A 24307-nucleotide genomic window follows, 5' to 3' on the forward strand; every position below is an offset into this window, starting at 1 on the left:
TCGCACGCCGCGACCTATTTGGGTGTCGACTCAGCTGGTTTCGGTGCTGGTTCGGCGGGCTTGTCGTAGTCCGGTGCCAGGTGGCGCCACCAGCAGGAGACGTACAACCCCATCGCGGTCACCAAGGCCACGATCACCCAGATGACCACCATGACATCGACCCAGGCGCCGAAGGGCGGCGAATCGGGCAGGGCGTTGCGCAGCGGCACCACGGCGAACAGCATCGCGGCGAACCACGTCGCCATCGGCGGCTGGAATTTGCGCCGGTTGCGTACCGTCTGAACGGCGACGAACAGGCCGAAGCAGGCCAGTGCGACCAGCACTCCCAGCAGGACAACGGCCACTGCCACGGTGCTCGGCGACCGGTGGACGTCCACCCGGTACGGCCCAGCGGCGCCGCCGGGCTTGTCGCCCTGCACGCTGAGTTGCCAGCCGGGCAGCCGATCGACGAAGCCCACCGAGGCCCGTTCCGGTGTCTGCGGGGAGCCGCGGAACACATTGACCGAAACCGGTTTGGAGCTATAGCTGTCGAAGGGCCAATCCGAGACGTCACCGTTGATGTTCAGCGACACCGGGAAAACACCCGGCTGGGTGCCCTTGGGCCAGGACCGGCTGGTGGGTGTCGTCGCTGAGGTGACGGCGACGGTGAGGTCGTCCTTCAGGTTGCCGGTTTGCGGGTCCAGCAACTCAGGGCCCGGTGTCACCGTCAAATCACCGAGCAGCGCATTGCGATACGGCTGGATGCTCACGATGTCCAGAGTCACGGTCGTTCCATCGGCCGTCGGCTGAGCCTCGGTGAGCGGGTGGGCCGGGCCCATGCCGGCGAGGGCATACAGTGCGGCCAGACCGATATATGCGGCGACGAAAACCGCGATACTAGCGATGCCCCATCTCATGGTGCCTCCCCGACGACGACTATTCGACGGTGACGGATTTTGCCAGATTCCGGGGCTTGTCAACGTCGTAGCCGCGGGCCTGCGCCACCGCGGCGGCGAACACCTGCAGCGGGATGGTCGAGAGAAGAGGCTGCAAAAGCGTTGAGACCGCGGGAATTTCGATCAGGTGGTCGGCGAAGGGGCGCACCGTGTCGTCGCCTTCCTCGGCGATCACGATGGTGATCGCTCCGCGTGTCTGAATCTCGCGGATATTGGACAGCAGCTTCGCGTGCAGCGTCGCCGATCCCTTCGGTGAGGGCATGACGATGATGACCGGCAGGTCGTCCTCGATAAGCGCGATCGGACCGTGCTTGAGCTCCCCGGCCGCAAATCCCTCGGCGTGCATATACGCCAATTCCTTCAATTTGAGCGCGCCTTCCAGCGCCACCGGGTAGCCGACGTGGCGGCCCAGGAACAGCACCGTCGACGACTGCGCGAACCGGTGGGCAAGGTCGGCGACCGGGTCGACCCCGGCGATCACGCTGGCCACCAGGTCCGGCATCGCTTCCAGTTCGCGGTACTCGCGCTCGACCTCGTCGGGGTACTTGGTGCCGCGCGCCTGCGCCAGCGCCAGACCCACCAGGTAATTCGCGGTGATCTGGGCGAGGAATGTCTTGGTCGATGCGACGCCGATCTCCGGTCCGGCCCGGGTGTAGAGCACCGCGTCACACTCGCGCGGAATCTGGGAGCCATTGGTGTTGCAGATCGCCAGAACCTTGGCCTTCTGCTCCTTGGCGTGCCGCACCGCCTCCAGCGTGTCGGCGGTCTCGCCGGATTGCGAGATCGCCACCACCAGGGTGCTGCGGTCCAAAACGGGGTCGCGGTAACGGAATTCGCTGGCCAGCTCCACCTCGACGGGCAGTCGGGTCCAGTGCTCGATCGCGTACTTGGCCAGCAGCCCGGAGTGGTAGGCGGTGCCACAGGCGACGACGAACACCTTGTCGATCTCGCGCAACTCCTGGTCGGAGAGCCGCTGCTCGTCGAGCACGATCCGGTTGTTCACGAAATGCCCGAGCAGGGTGTCGGCGACCGCGGCGGGTTGCTCCGCGATCTCCTTGAGCATGAAGTACTCGTAGCCGCCTTTTTCGGCAGCGGCCAGGTCCCAGTCGATGTGGAATTCCCGGTATGCCCCGGGCCCCAGGTCCTCGTTGCCGGCGAAGTCGGTGACGCGGTAGCCGTCGGCGGTGATCACGACCGCCTGGTCCTGGCCGAGTTCGACCGCCTGGCGCGTGTGCTCGATGAATGCGGCCACGTCGGACCCGACGAACATCTCGCCCTCGCCAACACCAAGCACCAGCGGTGTGGACCGGCGGGCGGCGACGATGGTGCCGGGCTCGTCGGCGTTGGCGAACACCAGGGTGAAGTGCCCCTCCAGTCGGCGCAGCACGGACAGCACGGAGGCGACGAAGTCACCGGCCGTCGGCCCGTGGTGGTAGGCCCACGCAACCAAGTGCACCGCGACTTCGGTGTCGGTGTCGCTGGCGAACTCCACCCCGGAGGCCTCCAACTCCTGACGAAGGCCGGCGAAGTTCTCGATGATGCCGTTGTGAACGACGGCGATCTTGCCCGCGGCATCGCGGTGCGGGTGTGCATTGCGGTCGGTGGGGCGGCCGTGGGTGGCCCACCGGGTGTGGCCCAGACCGGCCACACCAGCGAGTTCACCCGGATCCATTTCCCCGATCGCGGCGTCCAAATTCGCCAGCTGACCGGCGCGACGCCGCACCGTCAGCTTGCCTTTACCGTCGAGCAGGGCGATGCCCGACGAGTCGTAGCCGCGGTATTCCATCCGGCGCAGTGCGTCCATGACTACGCCGCAGGCCGGGCGATGCCCGACGTATCCGACGATTCCGCACATTCTGACCAGGGTAGTGCAGGTGCGGATTTACCATCGGGCGCGACGGTATCGTTTATCCGTCGGATGGGCCTGTGAGGAGCGGTTTTGTCATATCCATACCCGCAGGGCGGTGGCCAGTATCACCAGCCCCAGCCGCACCAGCAGGCTGGTGGGCCGTATCAGCAGCCTCAGCCCTACCAGCAGTCCGGCGAATTGTTCTACATCGGGCTGCTCAAGCACACCGGCGCGCTGATCCTCTGGTTTCAGCAGACCGTCCGGTTCACCGGGACCCTGGAGCAGTGCGAGCGGGCTTACCGCGATGCGCAGAACCACTGCCTGATCGCCGGTTGGTGGAGCATCGCATCTTTGCTGTTGAACCCGATTGCGCTGTTCCATAACCGCGGCGCTATCCGCAAGATCCGCAATCTGGCGCAGCAGCCGCAGCAGTTCCAGCAGGCCCCGCAGCCGCAGCAGTTCCAGCAGGCCCCGCAGCTCCAGCAGCCCCAGGCGGCCGGGGCGCGGCCGCCGGGAGCGATGCCGGCGGGCTGGTATCCCGACCCGTCCGGACACCCCGGACAGCGCTATTGGGACGGCGCAACGTGGACGGGCTTTACCCATCCACCGGCGCACCGCTAACGCGGGCTAGGGTTCGAAGGTGGCCCGCATCCGTAAGCTCGTCGCCGCCCTCAACCGCCGTGGTCCACATCGCGTATTGCGCGGTGACCTGGCCTTTGCCGGACTGCCCGGCGCGGTGTACACCCCTGAGGCCGGACTGAACCTGCCCGCCATCGCCTTCGGTCACGACTGGCTGACCGTGTCGACCCACTACGCCGGCTTGCTCGAGCACCTGGCGTCCTGGGGCATCGTGGCCGCGGCGCCCGACACCCAGCGCGGGCTGGCGCCCTCGGCGCTGAACCTGGCCTTCGATCTTGGTGTGGCCCTGGACATCGTGGCTGGGGTGCGACTGGGGCCGGGTGAGATCAGCGTGCACCCCGGCAAGCTCGGCGTGGTGGGCCATGGTTTCGGTGGTTCGGCGGCGGTGTTCGCGGCGGCCGGGATGCCCGGCAGGTTGAAGGCCGCGGCCGCGCTCTTCCCAACGGTGACGGTGCCGCCGGCCGAACAACCGGCCGCCACCCTGGACCTGCCCGGTCTCATCATGACCGCGCTGGACGACCCGAAGACGCTGAACTCCAACGCGTGGTCTTTGTCCCGGGCGTGGGACGACGCGACGGTGCGGATCATCAGCAAGTCCAAACCCGGTGGTCTGGTCGAGGGCCGGCGCCTGCCCAAGGCGCTGGGGTTGGCCGGTTCCGATCGCAAGACGCAGCGCGCGGTCCGGGCACTGCTGACGGGCTATCTGCTGTACACCCTGGGCGGCGACAAGACCTACCGCGAGTTCGCCGATCCCGACGTGCAGCTGCCCAGGACCGAGCAGTTGGATCCCGAGGCTCTGTCGGTCACGCCCGAAGAGAAGATCGTCGCACTGCTCAAATGACCACCGCGCGCGAGCTTTACCACCGATGGATCACCGAACTGTGGTCGGGGCGCCCGGTCGCCGCGGAGATCGTCACCGAGGACTTCGTCGGCCATTGGCCCGACCGCGAGGTGCACGGTCCGGCCGAACTCCAGCAGATCATCGACGAGACCCGAAACATGTTGGCGAACTTAACATTCCGAGTCGAGATCGGCCCCCTGCAGGAAGGGAACCTGGTGGCCGGCCGGTGGGTCGGCAGCGGCCGTGGACCAGACGGCCAGGTTGAGTTCACCGGCAACGACATCCTGCGGCTCGCGGCGGACGGGCAGCGGTTCGCGGAGTACTGGACGGGTACCTCCGCCGCCTGACATGGTAAGTGTCGTTGATGCGAATCGGGATCGCGCTGGACTACACGGGCGGGTTTCACGAGGCCGTTGACCGCGTTGTCGAGCTCGAGCAGTCGGGTATCGATGTTGCGGTCGTGGCCGAGGCGTACGCCTTCGACGCCATCAGCCAGCTAGGTTATCTGGCGGCCAAGACGAACCGGGTGGAGCTGGCCTCCGGCGTGGTGCCGATCTATATCCGCTCGCCGTCGCTGCTGGCGATGACGGCGGCGGGCCTGGACTACGTTTCGGGCGGACGGTTCCACCTCGGGATCGGCACGTCCGGGCCGCAGGTGATCGAGGGATTCCACGGTATCGAATTCGATGCCCCACTGGGTCGCACCCGCGAGACCGTCGAGATCTGTCGGCGGGTGTGGCGGCGGGAACGGCTGCACTACGACGGTAAGCACTACCAGATCCCGTTGCCCGCCGACCGCGGCACCGGGCTGGGTAAAGCCCTGCACCTGATCAATCACCCGGTGCGCGAACGCATTCCAATCTCGATCGCGTCGCTCGGCCCCAAGAATGTCGAACTCACCGCGGAGATCGCCGAGGGGTGGCAACCGGCGTTCTACTATCCGGACAAGGCGCATCTGGTGTGGGGCGAGGCGCTGGCGGCCGGTGCCGCGAAGCGAGACCCCGCACTGGGCCCGCTGGACGTCATGGTCGGCACGTCGTTGGCCATCGGCGACGACGTCGAGGACCGGTTGGCTTGGACCAAGCCGCAATTGGCGCTCTACATCGGCGGGATGGGTGCCAAGGGCCGCAATTTCTACCACAGTCTGGCGACCCGCTACGGGTTCGGTGAGGTCGCGGACCGGATCCAGGAGTTGTACCTGGCCGGTTGCAAACGTGAGGCGATCGACGCGCTGCCCGACGAGTTGGTCCGCGGCGTCTCGTTGATCGGTCCACGCGGGTTCGTCGCGGAACGGCTGGCCGTGTTCGCCGAAGCGGGAGTGACGACGCTGCTGGTGCGGCCGGTGACAACCGACACGGGTGAGGCGGTGCGTTATGTCGAAGAGCTGCTACAGATTCAGCCCTCCTGACCGTTCACTGCCCCGCCTTCGGCAGTTCGTCCGCGGCGATCTCGCAGGGTGTCTCCCCGGCGGGTACGGGTATGGGCGGGGGCTGGGCCGGCATGGGTTGACCCATCGGTGTGGCCGCGGGAGAACCGGCCGGCGGTGACCCGGCCGGTTGACCGGGCGCGGGTTGCTCGGCCGCCGGTTGCCCGGGCCCTGTCACCGTCTTGGCGACCTGGGTCGCGTCGTCAGGCTCGGGATGGCGCGGCTTCTTCCGTTCCCCGTCCGGATCGTCGTCGGGGTCCATGCCGAAGGCGTCGTCGCCGGGCGGGTCGGCCGTCGAATCCAGCAGACCACCCATCGCCTCCACGATCCGGCTGGCGAGCCCGCCGAGACCGCCGAGCCCGCCAACCCCGCCGAGCCCGCCCAGGTCACCGCCACCGCCCAAGCCGCCGCCGGACGTGTTGGACCCACCGCCCGTCATGCCGGAAACACCGCTCGGCAACATTCCCGAATCCGGCTGTGCCAGTGGCACATTCGGACTCACCGGCGCAGGAGTCGCTGACCTCGCTTCGGTGACCGGCGGGGTCGATGACGCGGCGGCGAAACCCGGAACCGGCGCCGACACGGTGACGACCGCGGGCGTGGCCGCGGCCGCAACCAGCGGGCTGCTCGGCCCGAGATCGCCCGGGATCTCGAACGAGGCTCGCGGCACGGCGGCCAATCGGTCGACGACCATGTCGTACGACGCAGCTACAGACGCGGTCGCGGCACGCATCGCGGTCAGCCAGTCCTGGCGAATCACGTTGTCCACGTAGGGCTTTACCTGCCGTTCGACCACTTCGTGGGCGGCTGTCCGATCCCCCGCGCCGGCGGTGACGGCGGCCGCGGCGGCCAGCCACACCGGGCGCTGCGCCTCGGTCCGCTCATCAACGGCGACGGTCGTCGTCACTCGCGAGTCGACGAGGTACCACAGGTTGTCCCGGAGCGACTCGAGTTGCTCGGCAGCGCCGCGGAGTTCGGTGACAACGGCGTCCGCGGTGTCGCAGTGCCGCTGAACGAACGCAACGGCGGCGTCGGCTCCCGCGCCCGTCCACGCCTGCGTCAGCGCGGAAACTTGCGCGCGCTGTGACCGCAGCGCCTCGGCGATCACGGTGGCCGCCTCGCGCAACCGCGCACAATCGGCGTCCAGCGCATAAAGGTCGAGTCCGTCTTCGCTGCCGTACAGGTCGCGAACCGGCAGCGGATCATGGCAGGCCCGCGCATACGTTTCGGTGTGCTCGACGGCGGGGAGCCCTTCGGCCAGGCGTCCGGCAACATCCAATCGATCGGCCATCAGGCGATCCGGCCGGCGGCATACAACTCGGCGTCGGCGTAGCGCTCGGCGCTCGCCCGCAGCGCGGCGGCGATCTCGGCGGCCGCGCGTGACCATCGAGCCAAGTCGCCCGCCAACCCGGCCAGCCCGGCCCACACCCCGTCACCGCCGGCCGCGTACGACCGGCCCGCCCGGGCACCACCGAAAGTCAACTGCGCCAAGTGTATTCGCGCCGCGTCATCGATCAGTTCGGACGCCGCGCTGAACTGGTCGGCGATCGAGCGCACCGCCGCGTTGTCGAGTCTCATACCTGATCCGACGCCGCCCGTGGCGTCGGGGTTCCCCCGAGATTTCCGGCTCAGCCGGCGGCGCTGACCGCGTCGGCCACAGTTCCGGCCAACCGTTGCGCGACTTCCTCGTCGGCGGCCTCCACCATCACCCGGATCATCGGCTCGGTTCCCGAGGGCCGCAATAGAATTCGCCCGGTGTCACCGAGCTCGGCCTCGGCCTGGTCGACCGCGTCGCGCACCGATGGCGCGGCGGCGGCGGTGGCCTTGTCCGCCACCTGAACGTTGATCAACACCTGCGGCAGGGACTGCATCGCCGACGCGAGGACGGCCAGCGAGGAACCGGTCTGCACCATGCGGGTCATCAGCCGGAGGCCAGTGACGATGCCGTCGCCGGTGGAGCCCAGGGCCGGCATCACGATGTGTCCGGACTGCTCGCCGCCGAGACTGTAACCGCCGGCCCGCAACTCTTCCAGGACGTAGCGGTCGCCGACACCGGTGGTGCGCACCGTCACGCCGGCCGCCCGCATGGCCAGATGCAGCCCGAGGTTGCTCATCACGGTCGCCACCAGCGTGTCGGAGGCGAGCTCCCCGGCCTCCTTCATGGCCAGTGCCAGCACCACCATGATGGTGTCGCCGTCGACAAGCTCACCGTTGGCGTCGACAGCCAGGCAGCGGTCGGCGTCCCCGTCATGCGCCAGCCCCAGGTCGGCGCGGTGGTCGACCACCGCGGCGCGCAGCGAATCCAGGTGCGTCGAACCGCACCCGTCGTTGATGTTCAGCCCGTTGGGATCGGCGTTGATCGCGATGACCCGCGCGCCCGCCGCGCGGTAGGCCGCCGGGGCCGCCGCGGACGCCGCGCCGTGTGCGCAGTCGACGACTACGGTGAGCCCGTCGAGGCGGCTGGTGCTGGCCTTGCTGACGTGTCTCAGGTAGCGATCGGCCGCGTCGGCAGCGTCCAGCACCCGGCCAATGCCCGCGCCGACCGGGCGCAACCCGGGGCCGGCGGCGACGAGGTCCTCGATGCGGTCTTCGGTGTCGTCGTCGAGTTTGTGGCCGCCGGGGCCGAAGATCTTGATGCCGTTATCGGGCATCGGGTTGTGCGACGCGGAGATCATCACACCGAAGTCGGCGTCGTAGGCGCTGGTCAGATAGGCCACTGCGGGGGTGGGGAGCACCCCTACCCGCAGGGCGTCGACACCCTGGCTGGTCAGGCCTGCGATCACCGCCGCTTCCAGCATCTCGCCGCTGGCGCGGGGATCCCGGCCGATCACGGCGACGCGGCGGCCCGGGCCGGCTGAATCTGCCAGGTGGCGTGCCGCTGCGGCGCCCAGCGCGAGCGCCAATTCGGCGGTCAACTCACGATTGGCGACTCCGCGTACGCCGTCGGTGCCGAATAGTCGACCCATGCGGACAAACCTCTCACAGTTGGCTCACACATGGCGAGCGTGCAGATAACCACTGTTGGCTGCGAGCGTGCGTCGAGTACCCGCGACACGCCGAAACATGCGTAGATATCGCGCGGGCGATACACGCCCGCAGCCTGCCAGTGACTGATCAGCGCTTGCTGTACTGAGGCGCCTTGCGGGCCTTCTTCAGGCCGTACTTCTTGCGCTCGGTGGCGCGCGGGTCACGGGTGAGGAACCCGGCCTTCTTCAGCGCCGGGCGGTCCTCCGGCGAGGCGATGATCAGCGCGCGGGCGATGCCCAGGCGCAGGGCCCCGGCCTGGCCGGACGGGCCTCCGCCGTGCAGCAGCGCGTAGATGTCGTAGTTGTCCACCCGCTCCACGGTGACCAGCGGGGCCTTGATCAGCTGCTGGTGCACCTTGTTGGGGAAGTAGTCCTCCAGGCTGCGGCCGTTGAGGTCGAACTTGCCGGTACCCGGGACGAGACGAACCCGGACGACGGCTTCCTTGCGGCGGCCGACCGTCTGGATGGGGCGCTCGAACACGAACGATTCGGCGACGGCCGTGTCCTCGGCCGCGGTCTCGGTCACCTCGGTGGTTTCCACGGTCTCGGTCATTGCGCCACCTGCTTGATCTCGAACGGAACGGGCTGCTGAGCGGTGTGCGGATGCTCCGGGCCCGCGTAGACGCGAAGCTTCTTCTGGATCTGCCGGCTCAGCTTGTTCTTCGGCAGCATGCCGACGATCGCCTTCTCCACCACGCGGTCGGGGTGCTTCTCCAGCAGCTCGCCGATGCTGCGCTTGCGCAGACCGCCGGGATAACCCGAGTGGCTGTAAGCCATCTTGCTCTGCAGTTTGTCGCCGCTGATGGCGACCTTCTCGGCGTTGATGACGATGACGAAGTCACCGCCGTCGACATTGGGCGCGAACGTCGGCTTGTGCTTGCCGCGCAACAGATTGGCTGCTGCGACGGCAAGGCGGCCAAGCACCACGTCCGTGGCGTCGATGACGTACCACGACCTGGTGGTGTCACCCGCCTTGGGCGCGTATGTAGGCACAGCGCTTACCTCTTTCTCTGCGAGCCTGGTAGCTCGGGTTGGATCCCGGTGTGAGCCGGGGGCCGGTCAGGCGATTGCGGCTGGGGTTGTTCTCGGCGACCGACGTTGACCCGAGCCCCGGCGTACCGCACGCCAACGGAGCAGCTTACCGATCCGCATCCCCGCAGGTCAAAACGGGCGTGCCCAGCTACCGGCGGCCCGGCGATCGGCGCTGGCCAACTCGTCGGCGCCGTCGCCGACCGCGTGGCCCAGTTGGTTCAGGATCTCATTGAGCGCGGTGGCCGCCTGATGCCACTTGAGTTGTTCGGCCTGATAGGCCGCGGCGGCCTCGCGGGTCCACAGCTGTTGTAGGGGCGCAATGCGGGATCTGAGCTCCTCGAGCGCGGATTCCAGGCGTGCGGAGGTGGTGTGGATTTCCTGGCGGACCGAGTGTTCGATCGCGTCGAAGTTGTACGACAGCGCGGCCTCGTTCACAGTGCGCCCGCCGCCGCGCCAATGTGCTGGGCGTGGCTATGGCCGGACTCGCGCAAGGCGGCCTCGTTGGACCGAATCGTCTCCGCGATGCCGTGCAGGGCGTGGTACAGACGCGTCGACTCGGCGTTCCAGCGGTCCAGGACCTCCTTGAACCGCGTCGCCGCCAACCCTGCCCACACCGAGGTGGGCACGGCGCTCATCCGGCCGATGAAGGCGTGCAGCATCGCACGGATCTCCTCGTTGCGGGTATCCGTGATGGCCGCGACCGAGCGCATCAAATCGAAATCGGTATTCAAGGTGCTCATACCGGATTCGACCGTCGCCGAGGCCGTTCGGTTCCCTCTTCTTCGCGACGGATTCGCGGACGGGTCAATGAACCGCGTGAGCCGACCGCACGGCCTGCTCGCAAGCGTCGCGGACAGCGTCCGGGGACTGGGGTCGGCTCTGGCATCCGACGCTGATCCGCACGGATCCGTCCAGCAGCACGCTCCAGCGCACGTCGTGACCCGGCCGGACTTCGCGGTAGGTCACAGCTGGTCTGCCGGCGGTGATTCCGGACGGATCGAAGTCGACGAACACCCCCGCGGGTTCGGCGTCGATCGCTCGTCGGAGCCGGTCGGCGGCGCCGGTCAGCGTCTCCCCCGGCGTCGGCGATTGGGTGATGTGCAGCGCGACCTCCGGGTCCGCCGGCGAGGTGACCTGCACGCGCGCCGACCCGGGTCCGGCAGTCACCCGCTGGGTCAGCCAGGCGGCCGGGACGGTGAGCGCCACCTGGCCTTCCACCAGCACTGTCGTCGGGGCCGGTTGCGGCTCCGGCGAGCGGGGCGGACCCGCGGCGTCGGTGGCCGGCACCGAGACGGTGACGAGGGTCGCGACGACGCCCGTGGCCACGACGGTGGCCACGAAGGTGGCCGCAACACGCGCTCTGGACCGGGGCCGGGACCGCACCGGCGCGGGCCGGCCGAGCTGCTCGTCGATCACCGCGGCTGTTGTCGCGCGTCGGCCCAGTGCGGTGTCGTCGATCTTTGTGACGATGTGCCCGCGTGCGGTGAGGGCAGCGGCGATCTGCCCGGCGAGCAGCGGCGCGCCGGGTACCGCGCCGGACGCATCGATCAGCACCGCAGCACGGGGCGCCGTCGTCTCGACGGCGTCTGCCACCTGATCGGCAAGCGGAGTTTCCGTCCGGCGCGACACCGCAGTGATCTCGCGTCCTGCGATCGCCACCAGGTGGGCGGCGACCTCCACCACCACCGTCGAATCCGCGGACCCACCCCGAGTCAGCCACGACCGCGGCTGCACGGTGGCGCCGGTCAGGGTGGCCGCGGCCGCGGTGATCACGCCCGCTCGTGAAGTCGGCCACCAGGACGGGTGCACGACGATCGGGCCACCGAGATGCCCGTCCGCCAGAGCGCGCAGTGCGGTCGTCCACAGTGAGCCGACCGAGACGGGTTGCTCGTCCAGCAGCGCCACCGGGTCGTCGATGGCTTCCAGCGCGACCGCTCCGACTTCACTGGAATCTGCTGCACCACAACATAATCGGTGCACCGCGATCGGTCCGGCCGCGATGACGGCACGGTGTGCGGTCATGCCGGCGCGGCCCAGCCGACCTGAATCACCTGTTCGACACCGGGGCGGGTGATAAGCACCCCGCGACCGGGTGGCATCGGCCCGACCGGCTGGGCGGCGAGCAGCACGCCGTCCTCCGCGCGTCCGCTCATCATCAGGCCCGTGCAACCGAGATCGCGCAGGCCGGCGAGCAGCGGTTCATACAGGGCGCGCGCGGCGCCTCCGCTGCGCCGCGCCACCACCAGGTGCAGTCCGAGATCCGTTGCGTACGGCAGGTATTCGAGCAGAGCGAGCAGCGGGTTGCCGGTCGAGGCGGCGACCAGGTCGTAATCGTCGATGACGACATAGATGTCGGGACCGGTCCACCAGGACCTGGTACGCAGCTGCGCGTGATCGACGTCAGCGGTGGGCATCCGGTCTCGCAGCAAACCGATCAGGTCCGGCAGCACCGTGGTCAACGCCGCGGGCGACATGGCATAACCGCCCAGATGTCCGGACCCGACGACACCGATCAGGGTGCGCCGGTAGTCGACGAGGAACAGCTGAGCTTGCGACGCAGTCTTGGCGCGAGTGATCTCCCGGCACAGGACGCGCAGGGTCGCGGTTTTCCCGCATCCGTTGTCGCCCAATATGAGTAGGTGCCGGCCATCATCGAGATCGACGAAAACCGGCTGCAAGCGGGGTTCGCCGAGGCCGAGCAGCATCCCGCCGTCGGCGCCGGCCACGATGGCCCCGTGGTTCAACTGGGCGGGCAGCTGCGGTATCGGCGGTGCCGCGGAACCATCGCGGCGGATCTCGACGCCCCGCAGCTCCGGCAGAGCCATCATCATGTGCAGGCCTTCGGGGCTCAGACCGCGACCGGGACGGTCGCGGGGCACTTCTCGGGCTCGCCTGCGATCCAGTTCGGAGTCCGCCGGATCGCCGAGCCGCAACTCGATGCGCGTGCCGATCTGGTCCTTCAGCGCCGGCCTGATCTCAGCCCAGCGCGATGCCGACAGCACGACATGCACACCGTACGAAAGGCCCTGCGCCGCAATCATGGTGATGGTCTCTTCGAGGCCGTCGAACTGCTGGCGCAGGGCTGCCCAACCGTCGACAACCAGAATCACCTCAGCAGAGTCCACGTCGCGCCGGTCTCGCGCGGAGCACTCCCGGGTTCGCAGGACCGACTCCAGTTCGGCGACGATGCGCCCGACGAGTCCGGGCTCAGACCGGCCGGCCACCGCGCCGACGTGCGGCAGATCATCGAGCGCGAACAACGCTCCGCCACCGAAGTCCAGGCAGTAGAACTGCAGTCGTGCCGGGCCGTGGGTGGCGGCCAGCGCCGTGAGCAACGTGCGCAGTGCGGTCGACTTGCCTGCTCGCGGCGCACCCACTACCGCGACATTGCCGGCGGCACCGGACAACTCGACCATCAGCGGGGTGCGGGACTGCTCGTAGGGCCGGTCCACCACGCCGATTGGCACGGCCAAATCCGCCGGCTCGCGGTCGCGCAAGAGTGAGCCAAGGGTCGGCGCCGCGCTCAGCGTCGGCAGCCATACCGGGTGGGCGGGCGGTCCGTGGTCCTTGACCCGAGCGATGACGCCGTCCGCGATGGATGGCGCCGGCACCGAAATGGCTTCAGTGATATTCCCGACGGGCTCAGCTGTGAACCTTTGTGGTGCCACGGGTGCGGTGCCAGTGGGCCGGGTGGGCGCACCCGGCTGCGAGACCAGCGCGCTCTGGAATCGGACCAGCTCCCCACTGGCGGTCCGCAGGAAGCCGGCACCCGGCGTGTTCGGCAAGTGGTAAGCATCGGTCGTTCCCAGCACGGCCCGCGACTCGCTCTCGGACAACGTCTTCAGACACAGGCGATAGGACAGGTGCGCCTCGAGTCCGCGCAGCCTTCCTTCGTCGAGCCGCTGGCTGGCCAGCAATAGGTGCATCCCTAACGACCGCCCCAGCCGGCCGATCGCCACGAACATGTCGGCGAAGTCGGGATGCTGGCTGAGCAACTCAGAGAATTCGTCGACGATGATGAAAAGGGTTGGTAGCGAGTCGGAGTCCGCGCCCCGTCGCTGCTCGTAGGCGGTGATGCCGGCACAGCCCGCCGCGCGGAGCAGCCGCTGTCTCCGGTTCATCTCCCCGGCGAGGGATTCGCGCATCCGGGCGACCAGCGGTGCTTCGTCGGCAAGGTTGGTGATCACCGCCGCCACGTGCGGCGCCGTTACAAAGTCGAGAAACGCCGCTCCGCCTTTGAAATCCACCAAGAGCAGGTTGAGCACCGCGGGTGAGTTGCGCGCGATCATGCCCAGGGCGACGGTGCGCAGCAGTTCCGACTTGCCCGATCCGGTGGCTCCCACGCACAGCCCGTGCGGCCCCATGCCCTGTTCGGCCGCCTCCTTGATATCCAGGTTGACCGGTTGCCCGTCGGCCGCGGTACCGATCGGGGCACTGAGCCGGTCACGCCCGTGTCGGTTGCGCCACAAGTTAATCGGGTCGTCAAACCCGTGAAACAGGCCGCCTCCAACGGGCGGGGCGGTGCCGGTGCGGGCCAGCAGCCGGCGCGCGCACACGGTCGCCTCGAGCTCGGAAAGCTGGTCCGGGCACGTCAATGTCTGCTGGCCGTCCGCGTGCCGGACCGCGATGGATGTCGCGTGGCCACCGACTACCAGACTTATCGCACCCGGGACCGGCTTGGCATCGGGCACATCGACGACCACTACCACCGTCGGTGCCGCCCGCGCGGACACCGCGGCGCGGGCTTGCGCAACGTTGCGATACACCATCCGCGCCGGCCCCAACGCATCGGTCAGTCGGGGATGCCGGTTGTGCGGCAGCCACTTCAGCCAATCCCACTCGGAGCCGACGCCGACGATCGACATGTCCTCCGGCGCATAGCAGCACGCGAGCCGGCAGACGATGGCACGCAGCATGCCCCGTACCTGCGCAGCGTCGCCGTCGATTGTGACCGCGTGCCCGGGGCGCAGCCGCAGCACTGTCGGCGCCTCGATCGTGGTGTGCAGTTCGAGGAACCGTTGCATGGCTGTCACGGTGACCGGATCGCAGCGCCGTTCGGGCGGAAGGCGGGCGCCGACCAGTCGGGTGCCGAGTGGCTGCCTGGCGATACCGATCCGGACCCGCAGGCCCTCGGAATCGCTCACCCGGCGCGCCCACAGCTGGGGATCCCCGCTCAACGTCCACATACAATCGGGGTCCGGGAACTCCCGGATCAGCGACATATATTGCATACCGGCGATTTCGCTGACCTGGTCGCTCATCTCGCTGAGGTACGCGAGGTACTCGTCGCGGTCTGCGTCGATCGCCGCGCCGCGCCGCCGACCCCGTCCGGCGATTGCAGTCACCACTGCCGAGGCCGACATCATCACCGGGAGGAGGACATAGCTCGGGTTACGAGTCGCCGGCGAGCCCGCGACAAATGCACCGGCCGTTACCGCCATTGCTACGGCTGACATCGCCACGGGCAGCAGCACGGCAAGCCGGCTCGGTCCCGTCTGCGGCACCTCGGGCGGTCCGGCGATTTCAATCACCGCGGTCACAGTTCGACGACGTTATGCCGCATCAGTTTTGGGCGCAAACCGGCTGTGGACAGTTGGAAACCCGATGGTCGGCATCCGATTACCGTCTCGTTGATGGACCCAGTCTCCACAACCGAGATGCGCCGCGTTGCCGTCCACACGGGCAGCGGCGACGTCGATTTGGCGTTGCCCGCCGACGTTCCAGTGGCCGTACTGATCCCGGCAATCGTCGACCTGCTCGGCCGTCCGGCATCGGTGCCAGACCGTCACCTGCTCCGTACCTTGGGCGGGCCGCCGCTGTTGAGCGCGACGACCCTCGCACAGAACGGCATCGAAGACGGCGCCACGCTCGTATTGCACCGCGAAGCACCCCGGTCACCCACCCGGCCCCGCACGGACGAGGCCGAGGCGGTGCGGGCCGGCCTGGGTGATCCGGCCCAGGAGCGGGGTACGTCCCAGGTCGTCGCCACGCTCGGTGCGGTCGTCATCACCGCCGCCGGTGTGCTGGTGCTGGCCCGAAACGCATTCAGCACTGATGAATCTGATCTGAATGCCGCCGGGATGACGGGTGCCGCCGCCGTCGTGGCGCTCTGCCTGGCGGCGGTGGCGCAGCGGATCCACCGGCAGCCGGCCCCCGCGCTGACCCTGAGCATCATCGCCGCCATGTTCGCCGCTGTCACCGGGCTGGCCGCCGTGCCCGGCGCCCCGGGCGGTCCGCATGTGCTACTCGCCGCCATGGCGGTTGCCGCCTCGGCCGTCGTGTCGATGCGCCTGATCTCCTGCGGCGTAACCGCATTGACCGCGCTGGCCGGTTGCGCGCTGATCGGCGCGGCCGCCGCGATGGCTGGTGTGGTGACCGCGGCACCGCCGCACGTCGTCGGGGCGTTGACAGCGCTTTCCTGTCTAGGCCTGATCGAGGTGGCACCGCGGCTCTCGATGCGGCTGGCCGGTCTGTCACCTGGACTGCCCGACGAGAGGGCACTGGCCGACAACACGGCCCGCGCCGATCGTTGGTTGACCAGCCTGCGGGCCGCGTTCGCGGTCGGTGCCGGATCCGGTGCCGCGCTTGCCGCCCTCACCAGCCGCCGGGCCGTCCTTCTTGCCGCCCTGACGTCGGCACTGCTGCTACTGCACGCCCGGCTGGATCACAGACGAAGGCTGATGTTCGCCTGCGCCGGAATCGCCACCACCGCAGTGGTTTTGGCTATCACAGCAGAACACCTGCCGCAGCGCGGACCGTGGATCGCCGCGGTGACGACAGCCTCGGCCGCAGCGGCGATGTACCTCGGTGTCGTCGCCCCCTCGATATCGCTCTCACCGGTCGCACGGCGCGGCGTCGACGCCCTGGGGTGCGTGGCGCTGGCCGCGGCCGTGCCAGTGGCTTGTTGGACCTGTGGCGCCTTCGGTGCCGTCCGCGGCCTGAACCTGTTAAGCGCGTGACGACCAGCGGGGTGGCTCGCTTGCTGCTCGCGGCCGCGTTGACGGCGCCGTCCCCGACACCGCTGGCCCGTGCGGTGTCACCGCCGCCGGTCGACGAAAAGTGGTTACCCGCAGCGGCATTGCCCTCTCCGTCCGGGCCCACCGTGCAGCGACAGGTGTGCGCGGTGGCGGCCATGGATCCGGCCATCACCGGTATCCCTGCCCAGGTCGCTGACATGGACCTGCCGCGGATCTGGCAGCTCACCCGGGGCGCCGGACAACGAATCGCGGTGATCGACACCGGTGTCCGGCGCCACCCTCGGTTATCGAACGTCGTGGCCGGCGGCGACTACGTGTCGTCGGGCGACGGAACGCAGGACTGCGACGCGCACGGCACGCTGGTGGCCGGGATAATCGCGGCGACCGGTTACGAAGCCGACCAGTTCAGTGGTGTGGCCCCGGCGGCCACGGTGATCAGCATCCGGCAATCCAGCACCCGATACTCCGCGGCCGGCGACCGGTCCGGCCGGGGCGTCGGTGATGTTCAGACGATGGCGAAGGCGGTCCGTACCGCAGCGGATATGGGTGCCACCGTCATCAACATCTCGTCCGTGGCATGCGTCGCGTCCGCGGACACGCTCGACGACCGCGCCCTGGGCGCCGCGATCGCCTACGCGGTCGACGTCAAGAACGCGGTGGTGGTGGCCGCAGCCGGCAATACCGGGGACGCCACGCAGTGTCCGCCACAACCAGCCGCCGTCAGCCCCGCCTGGTACGACGACTACGTACTGACCGTGGGTTCGGTGAATCCTTTGGGCGTACCGTCCTCGTCCACACTGGCCGGGCCGTGGGTCGACGTCGCCGCGACCGGTGAGGGCGTGACCTCACTCAGCCCAATCAACGATGGCGTCGTCAATAGCGTTGCTGGACAACCGATCTCAGGCACCAGCTATGCCGCGCCGGTGGTGAGCGGGCTTGCTGCACTGATCCGGGCACGTTTCCCGACGCTGACCGCGCGTGCTGTGATGCAGCGCATCGAGGCGACGGCCCACCATCCGCCGGCAGGCTGGGATCGAGCCGTCGGCAACGGCGTCGTCGACGCGCTTGCCGCGGTCAGCACCGGCTCCGTCGGGCAGATTGGCACACCCGGCCCGAGGCCGGTGGACCTGCCCGCGCCGATCACGCCGCAGCCGACCGACAACGGCGCGCGCGACACCGCTTTTCGGGGCGCCGCCAGTTGCCTCGTGGTGCTGCTGGTGGCGGTGACCTCAGTCGCGTTCCGGCGGCTACGGCGCCACCGTGTCCCGGCCGACTGACGCCTTCACCCTGCTCAGCTCCGGCCCGCACGGCAACGCCCCCAGCACCGCCCACGGCGCCGGCGCTGGCGTCGACGGCAGACCGAGATCGTGGGCCGCCTCGTCGTCGGCAACGGCGAACCGCACTCCGCTCTCGGTCACGAGGAAGCGTGGCGCGCTGCGAGGGCTGGTGCCGGTCAGGGGCTGCGCCGACACATACGCACTGCGGCCAGGCGGTAACTGAACGGCGTCCACGGCCGGCCTGCGGCCGTCGGCTTGCGCCAAGCCCGCGGGCTGCCCTCCGACGAGGGGCAACGCGCTGCCCGCCACGAGGGTGATGCCGGCCGGACCCGATCGCGCCGGTGTCCAGACCGCGCACACCACCTCCGCCCTGTCCAACACAGCCGGCGCCCGGTCGGGAAACGCAGCGGTCGGTAACGCGTCGACGACCGGTGCGTGACGTAGTGCATCGGGCGCTACCGTAATGGCGTTGACGATGCCCTGCGCATCGCTGAACCGCAGCAGGTCGGCGGCGACCTGCCCGATGCGCTGGACCCCGGTCGCCAGCACCACGTAGTACTCCTCGCCCACTGCGCGTGTGATCCGCAACACAGTGCCGAGCGGAATCCCGGGCAGCCATGCGCGCGGCGGACCGCCGGCCTGTGGAATTCGGGGCACGGTGATGGCCGGTGCCTCCGGGACGGCGCTCAGCAAAGTCCGCGAGACGATACGCGGAGTCTGCGTCGACACGTTCAGCGCGCGCACCACCGCGGGGTCCGACAAGTCGACCAACGCGCGGGAACCGCGGTAGAGCAGGTAGGGCTGGGCGGCGGGGTCGGTGGCGACCAGGATGGCGCGGTCAGCACTCAGCGCGCCGACGGATGTGCCCGCCGGACGCCCGACCAGCACAGTTGTCCCCGCCTCACCCTCGCCGTCGCAAACCGTCCACACCGACTCCGCCGCCGGCAGTGGTGGGTTGAGCTGCTGCGGTGCGCCCGGAATGCCGAGCGACGGGCCACGTTTGGCGCGCGCCAGGTCCGACTCCCGCACCGGGCGCGGATTGGCGTCCGAACCCGCGATCAGCCGGGCCGAGGCCAGGTTCAGCACCGGATGCCAGGTGTCGCCCACCCGCACGTACAAGGCGCCCGATACCTGACCCATCACGATCGGGGCGTCCCCAAACGAGGGCTGCGGGCGCAGCCAACTCAGCAACGCGGTTCCGGCCAGCGCCACCGCCGCCAACACCGCACCAAGCACCAGCGCAATCCGCCGCGAACGGTCGGCCGCGCGATGGCCGCCGCCCAGCAACGCACGCTCGAGACGCCGCCTCTGGTATCGGTATGCGCTGACCTGCAGCCAGGTGGTGGTCTCCAGCCGCCCTGCACCCCCAATACGTTGCCCGGATGACCTCAAGGTAGGCCGCCGACCGGCCCGCTGCGTGCAGTTATCCACAGGCGCAGAGATGATGCTCCGCCGGTCGGCGTATAAAATTCCCAGGTGCGTAAACACCCCATCCTCCGCCTAGCCGGTCGGGCCGGTGTGGGCGCCGCGGCCGCGGCGGCCATTGTTCTGCTGGTCAACCCGCTCGGGGCTGTCCCGTCGGCGTCCGCCGACGACTGCCCGGACGCCGAGGTCGTCTTCGCCAGAGGAACCAACGAGCCGCCCGGCCTGGGCCGGGTGGGCGATGCGTTCGTCGACACGCTGCGCCAGCAGGCCCCCGGGGTGAACATCGACACCTACGCGGTGAACTATGCGGCCAGCAAGCTGCAGCTGCACGGCGGCGACGGCGCCAACGACACGATCTCGCACGTCAAGAAGACGGTGGCGAGCTGCCCGAACACCAAGATCGTGCTGGGCGGGTACTCACAGGGCGCCTCGGTGATGGACATCGTGGCCGGTGTCCCGATCGGCGGCATCAGCTTCGGCAGTTCGCTACCGCCCGAATACGCCGGCAACATCGCCGCGGTCGTGACGTTCGGCGACATCGCCGATCGTGCCGGGGGCTCGCTACCGACCAAGAGCGCGCTGCTGGGCGCCAAAGCCGTGGACTACTGCAACCCCACCGACCCGATCTGCCACGCCGGGGCCGGGAACGAGTGGACCGGCCACACCGAGGGCTACGTCCCCACCTACACCACGCAGGCCGCCGCTTTCGTGGCACCCAAGCTGATGAACGGGGTCCCGCACATGCCGGGACAACTGCCCGTCCCCCAGCTGCCTCTGACGCCCCCGGGCTCGGTCCCGCAGGTGCCGGGCGCACCGGCCACCGCGCCGGTGGTACAGGTCCGCTGACGCGCCGCCGGTAGCCCCTACTATTTCGGTCCATGAGCCTGAACCCCTTGGGCTGCAAGCGACCCCGCGTCGCCGGAATCGCGGCCGCCGCACTCGTGGCGGCCGCGCTGCTGGTTGCCCCGCCGCTGGCACCACCGGCCCATGCCGCCTGTCCGGACGCCGAAGTGGTCTTCGCGCGCGGCACCGGTGAACCGCCGGGCCTGGGGCGGGTGGGCAATGCGCTGGTCGGCTCACTGCGCCAGAAGACGGGCCGCAATATCGGCGCCTACGGGGTCAACTACCCGGCCAGCAAGGACTTCCTCGCCGCCACCGACGGCGCCAACGACGCCAGCGACCACGTGCAGCAGATGGTCAACAACTGCCCGGGCACCAAGCTCGTCCTCGGCGGATATTCTCAGGGCGCCGCGGTGATCGACATCGTCACCGCCGCACCGCTACCCGGCCTCGGCTTCACCCAGCCGCTGCCGTCCGACGCCGCCGAGCACGTCGCCGCGGTGGCCCTGTTCGGCAACCCTTCGGGCCGGGCCGGCGGATTGATGAACGCACTGAGTTTCCAGTTCGACGGCAAGATCATCGACCTGTGCAATGAGGGCGACCCGATCTGCTCGGACGGCAACCAATGGAAGGCGCACACCGGGTATGTGCCCGGCCTGACCAACCAGGCCGCAACTTTTGTCGCCGGCAAACTCTAACGGGGCGAACGGATGTCGCGGGTGATCAGCGTACGGGCACCGAGCTCGTCGTCGGGCGGATAATCCACCTGAACCAGCGTGAGCCCCTGCGGCGGCGCGGCCGCGAAATCGCTGGATCGCTCTGTCGCGCCGAGTAATTGGCGGCACCACGACGGTGTGCGCCGGTGTTCACCGACGGCCAGCAGTGCCCCCATCAGGGATCGCACCATCGACCAGCAGAACGCGTCGGCGCTGACGTGCGCCGTGATCTGATCGCCCTCGCGGGAGAAGTCCAGCCGCTGCAGTTCCCGGATCGTGGTGGCCCCTTCACGACGACGGCAGAAGGCGGCGAAATCGTGCAGCCCCAACAACTCCCGGGCCGCAATGCTCATCGCGTCCACGTCCAGGGGACGCGGCCAGGCGGTGACGAACCGGGCCTGCTGTGGCACCACACCGTACGGCGCGGTCGACAGCCGGTAGACGTAGTGTCGCCGCAACGCCGAGAACCGTGCGTCGAAACCGGCCGGCGCCCGATCGATGTCCAGTACCCGGACGTCGGCGGGCAGGAACCTACCCAACCGACGCACCAGGGAAAGAAACTCCGGGTCCTCGCGACGGCTGGCCCGCGAGTAGGCATTCGACACGGCATCGGCCGGCACATCGGCGTGCGCCACCTGTCCGGTGGCGTGCACACCGGTGTCGGTGCGGCCCGCCGCGCGCAGCCGCACCGGCGCGCGGAACACGGTCGTCAGTGCCTCATCGAGCACACCGGCGACCGTGCGCAAACCCGCTTGCGCCGCCCAACCCGCAAAATCCGTTCCGTCGTAAGCGATGTCGAACCGCAGCCGGACGACTTCGCTAATTCTCGGGTGCCTCGTCGGTGGCTTCGGTGCTGGCCTCGTCGGTGCCCTCGGCCGTGGCTTCGTCGGCGGCGTCGGTGTCGCCTGCCGTGTCGCCTTCGAGGCCCGCCTGCGGCGTCGCGGCCGCCGCCTCCGGGGTGGCTTCGGTGTCAGTCGCAGCCTCGTCGGCGGCCGAATCGTCCACCGCCTCGGGCTCGACGGCGGCCTGCGGTGCCGCGGCCGCCGCTTCGGGCGCAGCCTTCTTCGAGGCCCCCACCCGGCGTGCCCGGTCGGCTTCGGACGTCACCGTCTTCTCCCGCACGAGTTCGATGACGGCCATCGGAGCGTTGTCACCCTTGCGCGGCTCGACCTTGATGATGCGGGTGTAGCCGCCGTCGCGGTCGGAGAAGAAGGGCCCGATCTCGGCGAACAAGGTGTGCACCACGTCCTTGTCCCGGATCTTCTTGAGCACCTCGCGACGGTTGTGCAGCGTGCCCTTCTTGGCGTGGGTGATCAGCTTCTCCGCGTACGGCCGCAATGCCCGGGCCTTGGGCTCGGTGGTCTTGATCCGGCCGTGCTCGAACAACGAGGTAGCCAGGTTGGCCAAGATCGCCTTCTGGTGCGCAGACGACCCGCCGAGGCGGGGACCCTTGGTGGGCTTGGGCATTGCGACTTCTCCTAAATGGGGCCGGTCCCCGTATCAGGTAGGACCGGGACGGATTCTGTTGTGTCCGGCTCCTCAGCCGCCGCTGCGCGGCCGCATCGTCGCCGGACGGTTGCTCAAAGCTGTTCGGTTTCCGCGTAGTCCTGGTCGTCGTACGCACTCTCGGTGGACCAGGTGCCGGTGGCCACGTCGTAACCGGCGACCTCGGACGGGTCGAAGCTCGGCGGGCTGTCCTTGAGCGACAGACCCAGCTGGTGCAGCTTCACCTTGACCTCGTCGATGGACTTCTGACCGAAGTTGCGGATGTCGAGCAGGTCGGACTCGGTGCGCGAGACCAGTTCGCCGACGGTGTGCACGCCTTCGCGCTTGAGGCAGTTGTAGGAGCGCACGGTCAGGTCCAGGTCGTCGATCGGCAGCGCAAACGAGGCGATGTGGTCGGCCTCGGCCGGCGACGGCCCGATCTCGATGCCCTCGGCCTCGACGTTGAGTTCGCGTGCCAGGCCGAACAATTCGACCAGCGTCTTACCGGCCGAAGCCAGCGCGTCACGCGGCGTGATCGAGCTCTTGGTCTCCACGTCCAGGATCAGCTTGTCGAAGTCGGTGCGCTGCTCGACACGGGTCGCGTCCACCTTGTAGGTGACCTTGAGCACCGGCGAGTAGATGGAATCGACTGGGATGCGGCCGATCTCGGCACCGGATGCCCGGTTCTGCACCGCCGGGACGTAACCGCGGCCGCGCTCGACGACGAGCTCCACCTCGAGCTTGCCCTTGTCGTTCAGGGTCGCGATGTGCATGGACGGGTTGTGCACCGTGACTCCGGCCGGCGGCACGATGTCGCCCGCGGTGACCTCACCCGGCCCCTGCTTGCGCAGATACATGGTGACCGGCTCGTCCTCCTCGGAGGACACGACCAGACCCTTGAGGTTCAGGATGATGTCGGTGACGTCTTCCTTGACGCCGGGCACGGTGGTGAACTCGTGCAGCACACCGTCGATGCGAATGCTGGTCACCGCCGCGCCGGGAATCGACGAAAGCAGCGTGCGACGCAGCGAATTGCCCAGGGTGTAGCCGAATCCGGGCTCCAGCGGTTCGATGACGAACTGGGACCGGTTGTCGTTGAGGATGTCCTCGGACAGGGTGGGCCGCTGAGAAATCAGCATGGTGTTTCTTCTTCTCCTTCTCGGCACCCGCTATTTGATGCCGTTGGGGTTTCCGCGCCGGCGGCTGCCGGTCCGGAAGTCTGTTACTTCGAGTAGTACTCGACGATCAGCTGCTCGGAGAGCGGGACATCGATCTGCGCACGCTCAGGCAGCTGGTGGATCAGGATGCGCTGCCGCTCCCCCACCACCTGCAACCAGCTCGGGATCGGGCGGTCGCCCGCGGTCTCCCGCGCGATCTGGAACGGCACGGTATTCAGCGAGTTGTCCCGTACGTCGATGATGTCGTACTGCGACACCCGGTAGCTCGGCACGTCGACGCGTACGCCGTTGACCGAGAAGTGCCCATGGCTTACCAGCTGGCGGGCCATCCGCCGGGTACGCGCGAGCCCCGCGCGGTACACCACGTTGTCCAGCCGACTCTCCAGAATCTTGAGCAGTTCCTCACCGGTCTTGCCGGATTGACGCGATGCCTCTTCGTAGTAGCGACGGAACTGTTTCTCCATCACGCCGTAGGTGAAGCGAGCCTTCTGCTTCTCCTGTAGCTGCTGACGGTATTCGCTGTCCTTGATCCGCGCGCGGCCGTGCTGGCCGGGCGGGTAGGGCCGCTTCTCGAAGGACTGGTCGCCGCCGACGAGGTCGGTGCCCAACCGGCGCGACTTGCGGGTGATGGGTCCGGTGTAACGAGCCATATCAGTTCAAC

General features: G+C 68.7%; 24 protein-coding genes. 8 read left to right on the plus strand and 16 right to left on the minus strand.

Translation table 11 applies throughout. The features are described from left to right. Nucleotides 1-14: 14 nt before the first annotated feature. Together A5645_RS19125 and glmS are read right to left on the minus strand one after the other, a co-directional pair. The gene (locus tag A5645_RS19125) at nucleotides 15-896 is read right to left on the minus strand and encodes a DUF4436 domain-containing protein (RefSeq protein WP_065130689.1); all 882 of its coding nucleotides are present in this window, start codon (nucleotides 894-896) and stop codon (nucleotides 15-17) included. Between the two features lie 19 nt (nucleotides 897-915). Continuing rightward, the gene (gene glmS, locus A5645_RS19130; protein ID WP_065130690.1) at nucleotides 916-2790 is read right to left on the minus strand and encodes a glutamine--fructose-6-phosphate transaminase (isomerizing); all 1875 of its coding nucleotides are present in this window, start codon (nucleotides 2788-2790) and stop codon (nucleotides 916-918) included. A gap of 84 nt (nucleotides 2791-2874) precedes the next feature. Between glmS and A5645_RS19135 the strand changes: the two genes are divergently transcribed. Genes A5645_RS19135 through A5645_RS19150 form a run of 4 tightly spaced genes read left to right on the plus strand, consistent with a single transcriptional unit; the run spans nucleotide 2875 to nucleotide 5672 of the window. After that, nucleotides 2875-3405: a DUF2510 domain-containing protein gene (locus tag A5645_RS19135; RefSeq protein ID WP_253867067.1), complete on the plus strand. Its 531-nt coding sequence runs from the start codon at nucleotides 2875-2877 to the stop codon at nucleotides 3403-3405. A 19-nt stretch (nucleotides 3406-3424) separates the two neighbouring features. Further along, nucleotides 3425-4264 carry a dienelactone hydrolase family protein gene (locus A5645_RS19140; protein ID WP_065130691.1) on the plus strand — a complete coding sequence of 280 codons (840 nt, stop codon included), beginning with the start codon at nucleotides 3425-3427 and terminating at the stop codon, nucleotides 4262-4264. After that, nucleotides 4261-4611: a nuclear transport factor 2 family protein gene (locus A5645_RS19145; RefSeq protein ID WP_065130692.1), complete on the plus strand. Its 351-nt coding sequence runs from the start codon at nucleotides 4261-4263 to the stop codon at nucleotides 4609-4611. Before A5645_RS19140 ends, A5645_RS19145 begins: the two co-directional genes overlap by 4 nt. A gap of 17 nt (nucleotides 4612-4628) precedes the next feature. Beyond that, on the plus strand, nucleotides 4629-5672 hold the full coding sequence (locus A5645_RS19150; RefSeq protein ID WP_065130693.1) for an LLM class F420-dependent oxidoreductase: 1044 nt from the start codon (nucleotides 4629-4631) through the stop codon (nucleotides 5670-5672). A 4-nt stretch (nucleotides 5673-5676) separates the two neighbouring features. On the opposite strand, the gene A5645_RS19155 is transcribed toward A5645_RS19150, so the two are convergent. The 9 genes from A5645_RS19155 to eccCb all read right to left on the minus strand — a co-directional run bounded on the left by A5645_RS19155 (nucleotide 5677) and on the right by eccCb (nucleotide 15288). Then, nucleotides 5677-6981, minus strand: coding sequence for a WXG100 family type VII secretion target (locus tag A5645_RS19155; RefSeq protein WP_065130694.1), 1305 nt, complete (start codon nucleotides 6979-6981; stop codon nucleotides 5677-5679). Further along, nucleotides 6981-7268 (minus strand): type VII secretion target, encoded by a 288-nt coding sequence (locus A5645_RS19160; RefSeq protein WP_065130695.1) that lies wholly within the window; start codon nucleotides 7266-7268, stop codon nucleotides 6981-6983. Before A5645_RS19160 ends, A5645_RS19155 begins: the two co-directional genes overlap by 1 nt. Before the next feature lie 50 nt (nucleotides 7269-7318). After that, nucleotides 7319-8656, minus strand: a complete 1338-nt coding sequence (glmM, locus tag A5645_RS19165; protein WP_065130696.1) for a phosphoglucosamine mutase — start codon at nucleotides 8654-8656, stop codon at nucleotides 7319-7321. A 148-nt stretch (nucleotides 8657-8804) separates the two neighbouring features. Beyond that, on the minus strand, nucleotides 8805-9269 hold the full coding sequence (gene rpsI / locus A5645_RS19170; RefSeq protein ID WP_065035069.1) for a 30S ribosomal protein S9: 465 nt from the start codon (nucleotides 9267-9269) through the stop codon (nucleotides 8805-8807). Then, nucleotides 9266-9709 (minus strand): 50S ribosomal protein L13, encoded by a 444-nt coding sequence (gene rplM, locus A5645_RS19175; RefSeq protein ID WP_065035070.1) that lies wholly within the window; start codon nucleotides 9707-9709, stop codon nucleotides 9266-9268. Before rplM ends, rpsI begins: the two co-directional genes overlap by 4 nt. Nucleotides 9710-9877: 168 nt before the next feature. Then, complete coding sequence (locus tag A5645_RS19180; RefSeq protein ID WP_065035071.1) at nucleotides 9878-10183, minus strand: WXG100 family type VII secretion target; 306 nt, start codon at nucleotides 10181-10183, stop codon at nucleotides 9878-9880. Continuing rightward, nucleotides 10180-10488 (minus strand): WXG100 family type VII secretion target, encoded by a 309-nt coding sequence (locus A5645_RS19185; protein ID WP_065130697.1) that lies wholly within the window; start codon nucleotides 10486-10488, stop codon nucleotides 10180-10182. Before A5645_RS19185 ends, A5645_RS19180 begins: the two co-directional genes overlap by 4 nt. A gap of 64 nt (nucleotides 10489-10552) precedes the next feature. After that, nucleotides 10553-11770, minus strand: coding sequence for a type VII secretion-associated protein (locus tag A5645_RS19190; RefSeq protein ID WP_065130698.1), 1218 nt, complete (start codon nucleotides 11768-11770; stop codon nucleotides 10553-10555). After that, nucleotides 11767-15288, minus strand: a complete 3522-nt coding sequence (eccCb, locus tag A5645_RS19195) for a type VII secretion protein EccCb (protein ID WP_065130699.1) — start codon at nucleotides 15286-15288, stop codon at nucleotides 11767-11769. Before eccCb ends, A5645_RS19190 begins: the two co-directional genes overlap by 4 nt. 93 nt (nucleotides 15289-15381) lie before the next feature. On the opposite strand from eccCb, the gene eccD reads away from it, so the two are divergent. After that, entirely contained in the window at nucleotides 15382-16707 is a 1326-nt protein-coding gene (gene eccD / locus A5645_RS19200; RefSeq protein WP_065130700.1) for a type VII secretion integral membrane protein EccD, read from the plus strand. Further along, nucleotides 16704-18002: a type VII secretion-associated serine protease mycosin gene (gene mycP / locus A5645_RS19205; protein ID WP_065130701.1), complete on the plus strand. Its 1299-nt coding sequence runs from the start codon at nucleotides 16704-16706 to the stop codon at nucleotides 18000-18002. Before eccD ends, mycP begins: the two co-directional genes overlap by 4 nt. Here the strand turns inward: mycP and eccB are convergent. Next, a complete protein-coding gene (eccB, locus tag A5645_RS19210; RefSeq protein WP_301336996.1) occupies nucleotides 17973-19394 on the minus strand; it encodes a type VII secretion protein EccB in 1422 nt (473 codons plus the stop codon). The two genes, mycP and eccB, sit on opposite strands and share 30 nt — an antisense overlap. An 84-nt stretch (nucleotides 19395-19478) precedes the next feature. On the opposite strand from eccB, the gene A5645_RS19215 reads away from it, so the two are divergent. Together A5645_RS19215 and A5645_RS19220 are read left to right on the plus strand one after the other, a co-directional pair. Next, nucleotides 19479-20273 (plus strand): cutinase family protein, encoded by a 795-nt coding sequence (locus tag A5645_RS19215; RefSeq protein WP_081288441.1) that lies wholly within the window; start codon nucleotides 19479-19481, stop codon nucleotides 20271-20273. A gap of 32 nt (nucleotides 20274-20305) precedes the next feature. Then, on the plus strand, nucleotides 20306-20965 hold the full coding sequence (locus A5645_RS19220) for a cutinase family protein (RefSeq protein ID WP_065130702.1): 660 nt from the start codon (nucleotides 20306-20308) through the stop codon (nucleotides 20963-20965). Here the strand turns inward: A5645_RS19220 and truA are convergent. From truA to rpsD, 4 genes are all read right to left on the minus strand, one after another. Then, complete coding sequence (gene truA, locus A5645_RS19225; protein ID WP_065035078.1) at nucleotides 20962-21807, minus strand: tRNA pseudouridine(38-40) synthase TruA; 846 nt, start codon at nucleotides 21805-21807, stop codon at nucleotides 20962-20964. The two genes, A5645_RS19220 and truA, sit on opposite strands and share 4 nt — an antisense overlap. Continuing rightward, nucleotides 21803-22450, minus strand: coding sequence for a 50S ribosomal protein L17 (gene rplQ, locus A5645_RS19230; RefSeq protein ID WP_065035079.1), 648 nt, complete (start codon nucleotides 22448-22450; stop codon nucleotides 21803-21805). The genes truA and rplQ overlap by 5 nt, the downstream gene beginning before the upstream one ends. A gap of 113 nt (nucleotides 22451-22563) precedes the next feature. Further along, complete coding sequence (locus A5645_RS19235; RefSeq protein ID WP_036352837.1) at nucleotides 22564-23607, minus strand: DNA-directed RNA polymerase subunit alpha; 1044 nt, start codon at nucleotides 23605-23607, stop codon at nucleotides 22564-22566. Nucleotides 23608-23690: 83 nt separating this feature from the next. Further along, on the minus strand, nucleotides 23691-24296 hold the full coding sequence (gene rpsD / locus A5645_RS19240) for a 30S ribosomal protein S4 (RefSeq protein ID WP_065035080.1): 606 nt from the start codon (nucleotides 24294-24296) through the stop codon (nucleotides 23691-23693). Between the last annotated feature and the right edge of the window lie 11 nt (nucleotides 24297-24307).

Source organism: Mycobacterium asiaticum, assembly GCF_001673635.1.
In the GTDB taxonomy this organism is placed as follows: Bacteria; Actinomycetota; Actinomycetes; order Mycobacteriales; family Mycobacteriaceae; genus Mycobacterium; species Mycobacterium asiaticum_C.

Coding starts and splice junctions, on each gene's coding strand:
- A5645_RS19150 (WP_065130693.1), top strand. CDS start 4,629: ATGCGAATCGGGATCGCGCTGGACTACACGGGCGGGTTTCACGAGGCC.
- A5645_RS19155 (WP_065130694.1), bottom strand. CDS start 6,981: ATGGCCGATCGATTGGATGTTGCCGGACGCCTGGCCGAAGGGCTCCCC.
- glmS (WP_065130690.1), bottom strand. CDS start 2,790: ATGTGCGGAATCGTCGGATACGTCGGGCATCGCCCGGCCTGCGGCGTA.
- A5645_RS19185 (WP_065130697.1), bottom strand. CDS start 10,488: ATGAGCACCTTGAATACCGATTTCGATTTGATGCGCTCGGTCGCGGCC.
- glmM (WP_065130696.1), bottom strand. CDS start 8,656: ATGGGTCGACTATTCGGCACCGACGGCGTACGCGGAGTCGCCAATCGT.
- A5645_RS19190 (WP_065130698.1), bottom strand. CDS start 11,770: ATGACCGCACACCGTGCCGTCATCGCGGCCGGACCGATCGCGGTGCAC.
- A5645_RS19235 (WP_036352837.1), bottom strand. CDS start 23,607: ATGCTGATTTCTCAGCGGCCCACCCTGTCCGAGGACATCCTCAACGAC.
- eccD (WP_065130700.1), top strand. CDS start 15,382: ATGGACCCAGTCTCCACAACCGAGATGCGCCGCGTTGCCGTCCACACG.
- A5645_RS19145 (WP_065130692.1), top strand. CDS start 4,261: ATGACCACCGCGCGCGAGCTTTACCACCGATGGATCACCGAACTGTGG.
- A5645_RS19220 (WP_065130702.1), top strand. CDS start 20,306: ATGAGCCTGAACCCCTTGGGCTGCAAGCGACCCCGCGTCGCCGGAATC.
- rpsD (WP_065035080.1), bottom strand. CDS start 24,296: ATGGCTCGTTACACCGGACCCATCACCCGCAAGTCGCGCCGGTTGGGC.
- rplQ (WP_065035079.1), bottom strand. CDS start 22,450: ATGCCCAAGCCCACCAAGGGTCCCCGCCTCGGCGGGTCGTCTGCGCAC.
- rpsI (WP_065035069.1), bottom strand. CDS start 9,269: ATGACCGAGACCGTGGAAACCACCGAGGTGACCGAGACCGCGGCCGAG.
- A5645_RS19125 (WP_065130689.1), bottom strand. CDS start 896: ATGAGATGGGGCATCGCTAGTATCGCGGTTTTCGTCGCCGCATATATC.
- A5645_RS19160 (WP_065130695.1), bottom strand. CDS start 7,268: ATGAGACTCGACAACGCGGCGGTGCGCTCGATCGCCGACCAGTTCAGC.